The organism is Geobacillus sp. PLS 41 (assembly GCF_056494105.1).
Map to the genome: position 1 here is coordinate 2,079,854 of NZ_CM151395.1, position 12,348 is coordinate 2,092,201.

At 50.4% G+C, this 12,348-nt stretch carries 13 protein-coding genes; 10 read left to right on the top strand and 3 right to left on the bottom strand.

Going from position 1 to position 12,348, the window contains the following annotated elements; translation table 11 throughout:
• Positions 1 to 108: 108 nt before the first annotated feature.
• Genes ACVX3G_RS10435 through ACVX3G_RS10455 form a run of 5 tightly spaced genes read left to right on the top strand, consistent with a single transcriptional unit; the run spans position 109 to position 5,000 of the window.
• Positions 109 to 1,122 carry an ABC transporter substrate-binding protein gene (locus ACVX3G_RS10435; protein ID WP_014196076.1) on the top strand — a complete coding sequence of 338 codons (1,014 nt, stop codon included), beginning with the start codon at positions 109 to 111 and terminating at the stop codon, positions 1,120 to 1,122.
• A gap of 14 nt (positions 1,123 to 1,136) precedes the next feature.
• Positions 1,137 to 2,129 carry an ABC transporter permease gene (locus ACVX3G_RS10440; RefSeq protein ID WP_023633546.1) on the top strand — a complete coding sequence of 331 codons (993 nt, stop codon included), beginning with the start codon at positions 1,137 to 1,139 and terminating at the stop codon, positions 2,127 to 2,129.
• Positions 2,104 to 2,898, top strand: a complete 795-nt coding sequence (locus ACVX3G_RS10445; RefSeq protein WP_020278618.1) for an ABC transporter ATP-binding protein — start codon at positions 2,104 to 2,106, stop codon at positions 2,896 to 2,898. Before ACVX3G_RS10440 ends, ACVX3G_RS10445 begins: the two co-directional genes overlap by 26 nt.
• Positions 2,899 to 2,937: 39 nt before the next feature.
• The gene (gene pdhA / locus ACVX3G_RS10450) at positions 2,938 to 4,008 is read left to right on the top strand and encodes a pyruvate dehydrogenase (acetyl-transferring) E1 component subunit alpha (protein ID WP_479454536.1); all 1,071 of its coding nucleotides are present in this window, start codon (positions 2,938 to 2,940) and stop codon (positions 4,006 to 4,008) included.
• Positions 4,005 to 5,000, top strand: a complete 996-nt coding sequence (locus ACVX3G_RS10455; RefSeq protein WP_479454537.1) for an alpha-ketoacid dehydrogenase subunit beta — start codon at positions 4,005 to 4,007, stop codon at positions 4,998 to 5,000. Before pdhA ends, ACVX3G_RS10455 begins: the two co-directional genes overlap by 4 nt.
• 97 nt (positions 5,001 to 5,097) lie before the next feature.
• Here the strand turns inward: ACVX3G_RS10455 and ACVX3G_RS10460 are convergent, their stop codons facing one another.
• From ACVX3G_RS10460 to ACVX3G_RS10470, 3 genes are all read right to left on the bottom strand, one after another.
• Entirely contained in the window at positions 5,098 to 5,403 is a 306-nt protein-coding gene (locus ACVX3G_RS10460; RefSeq protein WP_131872219.1) for a hypothetical protein, read from the bottom strand.
• A 53-nt stretch (positions 5,404 to 5,456) separates the two neighbouring features.
• Positions 5,457 to 5,978, bottom strand: coding sequence for a gamma carbonic anhydrase family protein (locus ACVX3G_RS10465; RefSeq protein ID WP_013523996.1), 522 nt, complete (start codon positions 5,976 to 5,978; stop codon positions 5,457 to 5,459).
• A 155-nt stretch (positions 5,979 to 6,133) separates the two neighbouring features.
• Positions 6,134 to 6,343 carry a hypothetical protein gene (locus tag ACVX3G_RS10470; protein ID WP_014196070.1) on the bottom strand — a complete coding sequence of 70 codons (210 nt, stop codon included), beginning with the start codon at positions 6,341 to 6,343 and terminating at the stop codon, positions 6,134 to 6,136.
• 463 nt (positions 6,344 to 6,806) lie between these two features.
• Here ACVX3G_RS10470 and ACVX3G_RS10475 point away from each other — a divergent pair, with 463 nt between their 5' ends.
• From ACVX3G_RS10475 to ACVX3G_RS10495, 5 genes are all read left to right on the top strand, one after another.
• Positions 6,807 to 7,685: an IS982-like element ISGsp1 family transposase gene (locus tag ACVX3G_RS10475; RefSeq protein WP_014195149.1), complete on the top strand. Its 879-nt coding sequence runs from the start codon at positions 6,807 to 6,809 to the stop codon at positions 7,683 to 7,685.
• A 120-nt stretch (positions 7,686 to 7,805) separates the two neighbouring features.
• Positions 7,806 to 9,296, top strand: coding sequence for a peptide MFS transporter (locus ACVX3G_RS10480; RefSeq protein WP_021322411.1), 1,491 nt, complete (start codon positions 7,806 to 7,808; stop codon positions 9,294 to 9,296).
• Between the two features lie 195 nt (positions 9,297 to 9,491).
• Positions 9,492 to 10,595 carry an ABC transporter ATP-binding protein gene (locus ACVX3G_RS10485; RefSeq protein ID WP_021322412.1) on the top strand — a complete coding sequence of 368 codons (1,104 nt, stop codon included), beginning with the start codon at positions 9,492 to 9,494 and terminating at the stop codon, positions 10,593 to 10,595.
• Positions 10,592 to 11,536, top strand: a complete 945-nt coding sequence (locus ACVX3G_RS10490; RefSeq protein ID WP_021322413.1) for a carbohydrate ABC transporter permease — start codon at positions 10,592 to 10,594, stop codon at positions 11,534 to 11,536. Before ACVX3G_RS10485 ends, ACVX3G_RS10490 begins: the two co-directional genes overlap by 4 nt.
• Entirely contained in the window at positions 11,533 to 12,345 is an 813-nt protein-coding gene (locus ACVX3G_RS10495) for a carbohydrate ABC transporter permease (RefSeq protein WP_025039051.1), read from the top strand. Before ACVX3G_RS10490 ends, ACVX3G_RS10495 begins: the two co-directional genes overlap by 4 nt.
• Positions 12,346 to 12,348 lie beyond the last annotated feature (3 nt).

Consider the following 12,348-nt stretch of genomic DNA (forward strand, 5'->3'; position numbering starts at 1 on the left):
ATCCATATGAAAAAATGTCTGAAAATACGTAATATAATACCTTATTTTTTAATTCAGAGAAAAACCCTTTTGGAAAGCAGCGATCAAAGAGGCGAGGAGGAATCATTCATGAAACAAGCGATCAAACGATTCGCGATACCGGTCGTTTTCGGAGTTTTGGCGCTCTCAGGCTGTGGGGGAGAAGAGAAGGCCGCGACGAACGGTGCGAAAGAAGATGGAAAGCAGAAAACGTTTACGATTGGCGTCACCCAAATCATTCAACATCCATCGTTAGATGCTGCCTTCAATGGATTTAAAAAGGCGCTCGAAGACGGGGGATTTAAAGAGGGGAAAAATGTTCGGTACAATATCCAAAATGCCCAAGGCGACATGAACAACAGCCAAACGATCGCCAATAACTTTGTATCGGATGGGGTTGACCTCATTTTTGCCAACTCGACTCCGAGCGCGCAAAGTGCGCTCAATGCGACGAAAGACATTCCCATTGTGTTTACATCCGTGACGGATCCGGTCGGCGCCGGTTTAGTTCCATCGATGGACAAGGCAGGGGAAAACATCACGGGAACAACGGACAGCCATCCCGATGCGATTCGCAAAACGATTCAATTCATCGATGAGCAAACGGATGCGAAAACCGTTGGGCTTATTTATAACGCGGGCGAACAAAACTCGTTGGCGCAAATTGAAAAAGTGAAGGAAGCGGCGAAACATACGGATTTGAAGTTGGTGGAAGCCTCCGTTTCGACCACAGCCGAGGTGAAACAGGCGGCAGAGTCGTTAGTTGGCAAGGCAGATGTGTTTTACATCGTGACGGACAACACCGTTGTATCTGCCATTGAATCGGTTGTCAGCGTTGCCAACGAGAAAAAAATCCCTGTTTTTACGGGAGAGCTCGATTCATTAAAACGAGGCTGTTTTGCGGCGTATGGGTTTGATTACTACGATATCGGCTATCAAGCGGGGCAAATGGCAGTCGCCATTTTAAAAGGAGAAGCCAAACCATCAGAGATCAAACCAGAATATCCGAAAAAATTAAAATTGGTGATCAATAAACAAGCAGCGGAAAAACAAGGAATCAAACTGAAGCCTGAATGGGATCAAATGGCGGAATACATCGAATGAAAGGATGAGTGCTGTTGCTGGCGTCCATCACGGGAGCAGTGGAATCGGGACTGATTTACGCCATTATGGCGCTGGGAGTGTATTTGTCGTTTCGTGTGTTGGATTTCCCTGATTTAACCGTGGACGGCAGCTTTGTGACAGGAGCTGCTGTGGCGGCGACGTTGATTGTCAACGGGATCAATCCGTTTGTGGCGACGTGTCTGGCGCTTTTCGTTGGATTCGCTGCCGGGTGTATGACCGGGCTTCTTCATACAGCAGGGAAGGTCAATCCGCTTTTGTCGGGCATTTTAATGATGATTGCGCTTTATTCGATCAATCTTCGCATCATGGGGCGTTCGAACGTGCCGCTTTTGAATGAGAAGACGGTTTTTACAACCATTCAAGAATGGGGGACGAAAATCGGACTTGACTCGGCCGCGGCGAAAACATGGGGAATTCTCCTGTCGATGACGTTGCTTGCTCTTTTGTTTAAATGGTTCACAGACTGGTTTTTACAGACGGAAATTGGGCTTGCGATTCGGGCGACGGGCGATAATCCGCGCATGATTCGCAGCCTGTCGGCGAACACCAATTTGCTCATTGTCTTAGGGTTGGGCCTTTCCAATGCCATGGTCGCGTTCTCGGGGGCGCTTGTTGCCCAGTACGGCGCGTTTGCCGATGTCGGGATGGGAATTGGCATGATCATTATCGGTCTGGCTTCTGTCATTATCGGCGAAGCGGTATTTGGAACGAAAACGATCGCGCGAGCCACGCTTGCCGTGATCGGTGGAGCGATCATTTACCGCATTGTTGTGAGTCTCGCTTTGCGCGTCCAATTTCTCGAAACAGGGGATGTGAAGCTCATTACGGCATGCATTGTCATTTTGGCGCTCGTTGTTCCGCAAATGGTTCGTCAACAAAAAGAGAAAAAACGCAAAGAAGAAAAAAGATGGAATCGAGCGCAGGTGATGGACGTTGCCGCAACGGGAAAGGGTGAGGCGGATGTTGCAGTTAAAAGGGATTTATAAAGTGTTTCATGAGGGAACGCCTGACGAAAAGATCGCGCTCCAAAACATTCATTTAACGCTTCGAAAAGGAGATTTTGTCACTGTGATCGGCAGCAACGGAGCAGGAAAATCAACCTTGATGAATTTGATTTCAGGAGTGTTGTTTCCTGATGAAGGGACGATTTGGATTGACGGTCAAGATGTCACCATGATGCCGGAATACGTCCGCTCCCGCTATATCGGAAGGGTGTTTCAAGATCCGATGGCCGGAACGGCGCCAAACATGACGATTGAGGAGAATTTGGCGATGGCGTATACACGCAATCAAAAGCGCACGCTCCGCCGCGGAGTGACGAAAAAACGGCGCGATGATTTTCGCGAGTTGCTCTCCACCCTTCATCTCGGTTTAGAAAACCGTCTTCAGGCGAAAGTCGGCTTGCTCTCGGGCGGAGAGCGGCAGGCGTTGTCTTTGCTTATGGCGACCTTCACCGAACCTGCCATTTTGCTGCTCGATGAACATACAGCGGCTCTCGATCCAGCCAGAGCGGAGTTGATCACCAACTTAACAAAAGAGATTGTGGAGCGATATCGATTGACGACCTTGATGGTCACCCATAATATGCAGCAGGCCATCGATTTAGGAAACCGCCTCATCATGATGGATAAAGGGCAGATCATTTTCGAAGTGGATGAGAATGAAAAGAAAAGCTTAACGGTAGAAAAGTTGCTCGCAGAATTCCAACGCATTCGCGGGGAACAGCTCGCAAGCGATCGTGCGGTATTGAGCTGATCGATCAGCCATTCAAATACCATGGGGAGGAGGAATGGCATGGAACTCGATTTTCCGATTGTGCAAGTATTGAATGAAGAAGGAACGATTGTGCAGCCTGAATATCGTGAACAAATCACGAAAGAATTGACGATGACGATGTACCGCCATCTGATTCGCACGAGAATGGTTGACCGAAAATGTATCAGCCTGCAGCGGCAAGGGCGCATCGGGACGTATGTGCCGTACGAAGGGCAAGAGGCGTGTCAAGTCGGAAGCGCGCTTGCACTCAACGATGGTGATTGGATGTTTCCGACCTATCGCGATCATGGGGCGATGATGACATTCGGCCGTTCCTTAACGCAAACGCTTTTATACTGGAAAGGGCGGACGGAAGGGTGTGTTCCACCTGAGGGAAAAAAAATCGTTCCGCCGAGCGTTCCGATTGCCACGCAACTCCCTCATGCAGCGGGGGCGGCGTGCGCCGAAAAATGGAAGGGGACGAAAAATGCGGTGATTGTGTACTTCGGTGATGGAGCGACATCAGAAGGAGATTTCCATGAGGGATTGAATTTCGCGAGCGTTTTTGACGCACCTGTCGTCTTTTTCAACCAAAACAACCAATATGCGATTTCCGTTCCGATCACCCGTCAGATGAAGACAAAAACGATCGCGCAAAAAGCGTTGGCGTACGATATTCCCGGTCTTCGCATCGATGGAAATGACGTGTTTGCCGTGTATTTCAAAACAACTGAGGCGCTCGAGCGGGCGAGAAACGGAGGGGGGCCGACGTTAATCGAAGCGGTGACATGGCGTTATGGCGCCCATACGACGTCGGATGACCCGTCCAGATATCGCGACCAGGAGGAAAGCAAGAAACGGCGCGAAACGACCGATCCGATCAAGCGGGTCGAGCGGTTGATGCAGCGGGAAGGCTGGTGGGATGAAGAGTGGGCAAATCAAGTGCAAGCGGAAGTGGACGCGGAAATCGAGCAGGCGGTTGTGGAAATGGAGAGCTATCCAAAAGCGAATGTATCTGACATGTTTGACTTTGTGTTCGCCCAACCGACATGGACGATTGCGGAGCAGAAAGAAGCGTATCTTCAGTGGAAGCGGGGGATGGAAAGGTGATCACCAAAGTAGGCGTCAAATCGCTCACCATCGTGCAAGCGGTCAATGATGCGCTTCGTACCATGCTAAAAGAGCATGAAGATGTCATCCTGCTCGGGGAAGATATTGGAAAAAATGGTGGTGTGTTTCGCGCCACCGAAGGATTGCTTGAGGAATTTGGTGAGGAGAGGGTGATGGACACGCCGTTAAGCGAGGCAGGATTTACTGGTGCAGCGATTGGAATGGCGCTTGGTGGATTTCGTCCTGTCGTAGAAATTCAGTTTTTAGGTTTTATCTATCCAGCCTATGAACAAATCATGACCCATGCGGCACGCATGCGTGCGCGGACGAGAGGGCATTTTACCGTGCCCTTGGTCATTCGCGCCCCGTACGGCGCAGGGGTGCGGGCCCCGGAAATTCATTCCGACAGCACGGAAGCGCTGTTTACCCATATGCCAGGCATCAAAGTCGTCTGTCCCGCGTCGCCGTATGACGCCAAAGGGTTGCTCATCGCCGCGATTGAAGACCCGGACCCTGTTCTCTTCTTAGAACCGATGCGCAGTTATCGTGCGTTTCGCGAAGACGTTCCGGAAGGAAAATATACGATTGAAATTGGCAAAGGGAAAAAACTACGTGAAGGGGACGACGTGACCGTCATTGCATGGGGAGCCATGGTGCCGGTCGCCATAAAGGCGGCGGAAGAAGCGAAGAAAAAAGGGATTGATGCCGATGTCATCGACTTGCGTACGCTTTACCCGCTTGACAAGGACATCATCGCCGAGTCGGTGCAAAAGACAGGGAGAACCGTGATCGTTCAGGAAGCGCATGCGACGGGTGGATTGGCCAATGATATTCTCGCTGTCATCAACGATACTTCGTTTTTCTATCAAAAAGCGCCGGTCGAACGGGTGACGGGATTTGACGTTCCTGTGCCGTTTTTCGCTTATGAAGACGATTATTTGCCAACGCCAGCGCGCGTTTTGCATGCCATCGAAAAAGTGATGAATTTCTAGCGGCGCGAGAGGAAGACATGAAATTCCCTTTTTGTCCGCACCCAAGCAGCAACGAATGTTTGTTAGAAGCGGTAGAAGCATTGAGATCAGGAATCATTCATCTTTTGCCAATGAAACAGAAAGCAAGTTCGGAAAACACCGCCTCGCCGCATTGAAACGGTTTTTCGAGTGTGGAAGATGATTGTGCAAAACACGGATGAATCATAAACGAAGAGCCATGCCCTCTGGCTGGCTCTTTTTCTTTTAAAAGCTGTACGAACAGATGGCCGCGAATATCGTTTTTTCGTGCAACCATCTGTTCTCTGATGATTTTGTTTTGATCATCTCGCGCCGAGAAGCCCCCCCACTTGAAGTGGGCGGGGATGGCTTGGTTAACAGCTTGCTGTGAGGCGGGTGTTCTCAAGAATCTCCCACCTTTAAGCGTTTAGCGTAGGTGGGAGAGCGTTCAAGGCGTTATTACCGATGATTGGCCAGCTGTTCGCGATACTCTTTTCCTTTTTGCACGTATGTATCAATCGACAGCTGGATGAGCTCAAGGTCTTTGTCCGTCAGTTCACGCACCACTTTTCCAGGCGAGCCAATGACGAGTGAGCGGGGCGGAATCTTTTTGCCGGACGGAATCAACGTGTTGGCGCCGATGATGCATTCTTCACCGATTTCGGCCCCATCCAAAATCGTCGACCCCATGCCGATGATCGAGCGCCGGCGGATCGTGCAGCCGTGAAGGATCACATTATGCCCGACCGTCACTTCATCTTCAACAATGAGCGGCGACCCTTCGTACAAATGGCAGGTCGTATTGTCTTGAATGCTCGTTCGAGCGCCGATCGTAATCGGTCCTTCATCGCCGCGCAGCACGGCATTGAACCAAATGGTCGATTCCGGACCGACGGTGACGTCTCCGATCAAATAGGCTCCCGGGGCAATGAATGCGGTTTCATGAACATTCGGACGTTTTCCGTTATACGGGTATAGCATCCCCACATCCCCCTTCATTTTATGTGTCATGATCAGTATAACACATTTTGCACGGGGGAGAAAATGGACGGAATGAACAATGTCTTTTCCCATCATCAATAAGCATAGATTCATGCACAATGCCTCGCGGAGCGAAAGCGGCAATGAGGCGGGCATCAGCCTTTGAGGGCAAGGCGAAGATCTGAAATTGCCGCTTCATGTTCAAGCGACCGGCGGCATAACATATCGATGATCCGCTCTTGGCGCAGCAATAGTTGCATTTGTTGCTCTTGATTCTGTTCAAGCCGTTTCACGATCACATCGATTTCCCGAATGGCTTGATGAACAGCGGCAACTCCTTTTTGCCATTTCAGCTTTGACTTCATTCAGCTCTGCTTTTGTCGCCGCATTGGTTTTGATGTCCTCGAGCTCCTGCTTGGTCGCCAGATTGTTTCTCATCTCTGACATTTCTTGCTGTATGACCCAATCTTGTCCAAAACAAGACGCCACGGTTCGCTCATTGGCAACATCCGTTCTGAATTGGCAATGAAGATAAGGAATTTGCGGTGGGCGCAAAGATGCAGGTGAAATGGAAGAGAGGAAATGGTGCTGTTGCGGAAGCGACGATTCCCTGTCATTGATTATACATGAATCAACAAGACGCGGAAAAGATTTTTTCTGTACGATGAAAAGATGTATTTTTTATTTGAATAATATTATTTTTCTTAATGTTTCTTTATTATAACCCGTGGTGCTAGATAAAACTCAGACAAGCATAAAAATAGCCCTTGCTGGCGGATCTCCAGTAGAATGAAAGTGTCACCCAACATTCGAAAGGAGAGATCCCCCATGCAAGAGCACTTTCATTTTACTACAGATCCAGCCAAACTTCAAAAACAATATGCCGCTATTTTCTATTTTGTTTCTGCCCAACTGTCGTTGATTCAAATGTATCTTCATCGCCGCAACCGTCACTTGGTCAAGCAAGAAGACGAAGTGGTCATGGCGGTTCACCTTTTGGGGAAGCTGCTGGGCTTTTCTTCCGAACGAGCCTGGCATCGTTTTGTCACGGGAAATTTGTTCACAAACGGCTCGTTTCTTGAACGCTCCCGATACAACCGCCGCTGCCGAGCGCTTGGTTTCGCCATCAAATGGATCCGTCATGAGCTGGCGAAACGTGGCCAACACCATGCTTATGCGGTCGTCGACAGCTTGCCTCTTCCGTTGTGCCATCCCGCAAGAATGCAGCGCGTCAAGCGGTTTCGAGGGATCGCGGATATGGGGTATTGTGCTTCCAAAAAGCAATGGTACTACGGTTTCAAGCTGCATCTTCAAGTGACCAATCAAGGGCTGGCCATGGGCTATGTCGTGACGGAAGCGTCCTGCCACGACGTCAAAGCCGCTGAAACGGTGATGACTCAAATCCCTCATCCCTACAACTTTGGGGACAAAGGGTACATCAGCCACGCTCTTCGAGAAAAGCTGTACGAAGAACACCAAGCCGCGTTCTGGACACCGTCTCGACACAATCAAAAGCACGGCCCATCCAAGGCATGGGAAGAATGGATCAGGAAAAAACGCAAAGTCATCGAGACGGTGTTTTCGATTCTCGTAGACCAATACCGGATCACCGACATTCGAGCGAATTCCATGGCCGGGTTTGAAGTGGCACTCGATGGCATCTTGTTGGCTTATTCCTTGGTCACACTAGGGCTGGTTGAGCGCTGACGCTCAACTAGCACCACGGGTTATTATAATATGAAATTATGAATCATGCAAAATTTTTTTGACAATATAAACATAATGAATTATTATATTAAAAGAATTTAAAGGAGGTAAGTAGTGGTTATGTCATCCATTGACAAGCAACAAATCGCTGCCAGCGTTCCCCAGCGCGGCTTTTTCGGCCATCCGAAAGGGTTGTTTACGCTCTTTTTCACGGAATTTTGGGAACGCTTTTCGTATTACGGTATGCGCGCCATTTTAGTGTATTACATGTATTATGAAGTATCGAAAGGCGGGCTCGGGCTTGATGAGCATCTGGCGCTCGCGATTATGTCGATTTATGGGGCGCTGGTGTACATGTCCGGAATCATTGGCGGTTGGCTTGCTGACCGGGTGTTTGGCACGTCGCGCGCGGTCTTTTACGGCGGCCTTCTCATTATGGCCGGTCATATCGCCTTGGCGATTCCAGGCGGGGTGGCGGCGCTGTTTGTGTCCATGGCGCTCATTGTCTTGGGAACTGGGTTGTTAAAACCGAACGTTTCGAGCATTGTCGGCGATATGTACAAGCCTGGCGATGACCGCCGCGACGCCGGATTCAGCATTTTTTACATGGGGATTAACCTTGGCGCCTTTTTGGCTCCGCTTGTTGTCGGTACCGCGGGGATGAAGTATAACTTCCACCTCGGCTTCGGACTTGCGGCCGTCGGGATGTTTCTCGGATTGATTGTCTTCATCGCGACAAGAAAGAAAAACCTCGGGTTGGCCGGGACGTATGTGCCGAATCCATTGACGCCAGCGGAAAAGAAAAAAGCGGCTTCCATCATGGCCGTAGGGGCGGTCGTGATTGCCGTGCTGCTAGCCATCTTGATTCCAAACGGCTGGTTCACTGTGGAAACGTTTATTTCTCTTGTCGGCATCTTAGGCATCATCATCCCGATCATCTATTTTGTCGTCATGTACCGCAGCCCGAAAACGACGGCTGAAGAGCGGTCGCGCGTGATCGCGTACATTCCGTTGTTCATCGCTTCAGCGATGTTTTGGGCCATTCAAGAACAAGGATCGACCATTTTGGCGAACTATGCGGACAAGCGGACACAGCTGGATGTCGCCGGCATTCACCTTTCACCGGCTTGGTTCCAATCGCTGAACCCGTTGTTTATCATCCTCTTAGCGCCGGTGTTCGCGTGGATGTGGGTGAAGCTTGGCAAACGGCAGCCGACGATCCCGCAAAAATTCGCGCTCGGCTTGTTGTTCGCCGGCCTGTCGTTCATCGTTATCCTCGTGCCGGGCCATTTAAGCGGCGGAGGGCTCGTCCATCCGATCTGGCTTGTGTTAAGCTATTTCATCGTCGTGCTTGGTGAACTTTGCCTGTCCCCGGTCGGCCTGTCGGCGACGACGAAACTTGCGCCTGCGGCCTTCTCAGCGCAAACGATGAGCCTTTGGTTTCTATCGAACGCCGCCGCGCAAGCGATCAACGCTCAGCTTGTGCGCTTCTATACGCCCGAAAACGAAACGGCCTATTTCGGCACGATCGGCGGGGCGGCGGTTGTGTTAAGCGTCATCTTGTTTTTGCTCGCCCCGAGCATTCAGCGGCTCATGAAGGGCGTTCGTTAATATCACGCTGATGTTTGTATCAACAGGGAAAACAGATGATCCAAAAGATTACAAATCTGTGACAGGATGCTCTGCGTTGGCAGAGCTTCTTTTTTTATTCAAAAAATATTTACATAAATCAAAAAATAAGTTCAGATGGTGTTTACAAAAATGGATTACGATGGAATAGAAAAAGAGGAAAGGGGAGAAAAGCGGATGGCGTTTCTTGAGCTGGTTGAGGTGACGAAATCGTATGGAGGCAAAAAGAGCGCGGTCGAGAATGTGAATGTCGCGATTGAATCAGGGGAGTTTTTTGTTCTTGTCGGCCCATCGGGATGCGGCAAAAGCACGATTTTGCGGCTGATCGCTGGCCTTGAGCCGCTGACATCAGGATATGTATTGATCGATGGACAAGTGGCGAATGATTGGCCCCCTCACGCCCGCCGGTTATCGATGGTCTTTCAAAATTATGCGCTATATCCCCATTTGACGGTGGAGCAAAATATGCGGATTGTCTTGCAGGCGCAAAAGGTGCCGAAAGAAGAACAAGTGAAACGTTGCATGGAAGCGGCGGAATTGCTTGGATTGACCGATGTGCTACATAGGAAGCCGCGGGAATTGTCAGGGGGGCAGCGTCAACGCGTCGCCTTAGGGCGGGCGATCGTGGCGAGAACGCCGCTTTGTTTGATGGATGAACCGCTCTCCAATTTAGATGCCAAGCTGCGTGCGAAAATGAGGAGCGAGCTTCGACGCTTGCAGCGTCAGCTCGGCATGACCGTTATTTATGTCACTCACGATCAAACGGAAGCGATGACCATGGCTGATCGGATGATGATTTTGCATGACGGCCGTCCGCAACAAATCGGCAGTCCGCTTGATGTATACAATAGCCCAGATAACACGTTTGTCGCTTCATTTATTGGAACACCGCCGATGAATTTGGCGGAAGCGCATGTGCTGGAACATTCGCTCTTATTGCAAAACGAGCGGCCCATCCGTCTTCTGCGTCGTTCTTTGCCGAAGGCTGAACGGGTGATCGTCGGACTGCGGCCGGAACATATTGAGCCGGCGGAATCAGGAGAAGAATCTATGGCCGTCAAAGTCAGCCATGTCGAGTGGCTCGGCAATGAAACGTTAGTGACGTTTGAGTTGGCAAAAAATCTTTATTGGACAGCACGATGGAATGGACAATGGCGCATCCGTTTGGGAGAAGTGGTGCCATTGACGTTTGATGAGCAGGATTTCCTGTTTTTCGATGCGTCTGGAAAGCGAATTGGAGCCCCGTCCATCAAGCGGGAGGAGGTGTGGGTTCACCAATGAATGAGCGTGTTTCAACGGTTCCCTCCCCAGCGCCATGGTCGGTCCGGACGAAGCGGGAGGCGCGGCAGGCCGCAATAAAATCGTGGTTGGAAGGGATGGTGTATCTTTGTCCTTCGCTCCTACTGTTTGGCGTGTTTCTCTTTTACCCGTTGGGGAGAACGATGTATTTAAGCGTGTTTCACACCGATTATCAAGGGCACCCGACGGAATTTGTCGGTTTGGCGCATTTTGTTGCTCTTCTTCAAGATGCATCGTTTTGGCATAGTTTGAAGGCGACGGTTCTATTTGCGGCGCTCACTGTCCCGACGACGGTCGCCGTTTCGTTCGGTTTAGCGTTGCTCGCTCATGAAACACGGAAAGGAATCGGGATCTTTCGGACGATTTTTGCCTCTACGATGGGGATGAGCGTGGGAGTCGCTTCGGTGATTTGGATGTTTATGTACAATCCGGCGATCGGGATCATCAATCGTTTGGTGTCCGCGATCGGCGGGACTCCTGTTTCATGGCTTCTTGACCAGGACACGGCATTGTATGCGGTGGCGGCGGCGACGATCTGGATGAATATCGGACTGACCTTTTTATTGTTGCTGGCCGGTCTGCAAAACATCGATCCATCCTTGTACGAAAGCGCCCGCATCGCTGGAATGAGCTATTGGCGCCAGCTGTGGACAGTGACTGTGCCGCTGTTGTCGCCAACGTTGTTTTTTGTCACGACGGTCTCGCTTATTCAAGCGCTGCAAACGTTTGGACAAATTGACTTTTTAACGAAAGGCGGGCCGGTGGAGGCTACGAATGTGTTCGTTTACGCGATTTACCGGGAAGCGTTCGTCAACTATCAGTTTGGTTCCGCGAGCGCGCAAGCCCTTGTCCTTTTTCTCATCATCGCCATCGTCACGTTTTTGCAGTTTCGGTTTGCTGAGAGGAAGGTGCACTACCAATGAAAATAGCGCGGGCAACGGCTCACTATGTGTTGTTATGCCTATGCTCGGTTGTAATCTTGTTTCCAGTGGCTTATGCTCTTCTGATGAGTTTGATGGATGGAGCCGCTATTTTGTCAGGACGCCTATGGCCTGAGAAGGGGACATTGGTCAATTATGAGGCCGCGTTTCAACAGGCTCCGCTTGGGAGATATTTATGGAACAGCTTTTTTGTGGCTTTCATGATTACAGTGGGGCGCCTCATCGTGTCAAGTCTCGCCGCTTTCGCTTTTGTGTTTCTCCGCTTTCCCGGTCGGGATCGGTGGTTTTACGTGTGCATTGCCACGATGCTCGTTCCGTGGGAAGCGACTGTGATCCCAAATTTTTTGACCATCCAAGCGCTTGGCTGGACAAACCATTACGCAGGACTCATCGTGCCGTTTTGGGCGATGGCGTTTGGCATCTTTTTATTGCGGCAACAGTTTAAGCAAATTCCGCACGAGCTGTATGAGGCGGCGCAGTTATCTGGGATGGGGAATTTCCGCTTTTTTTGCCGCGTCGTGCTGCCGCTTTCAAAAACGAGTTTGGTGACGCTGGCTGTTTACAGTTTTTTGGACGCTTGGAATATGTATTTATGGCCGCTGCTCGTTACAAACGATGACCGCGTCCGCACCGTGCAGATCGGGCTCAAGCAGCTGCAGACGCAAGAGATCGCCAGCAGCTGGGGCGTCGTTATGGCAGCGGCGGTTATCGCGATGCTTCCAACTTTGTTGCTGTTGTTTGCTGGACAGAAGCAATTGCGAAAAGGGCTTATGCAAGGAGCGATTCAATAGCGA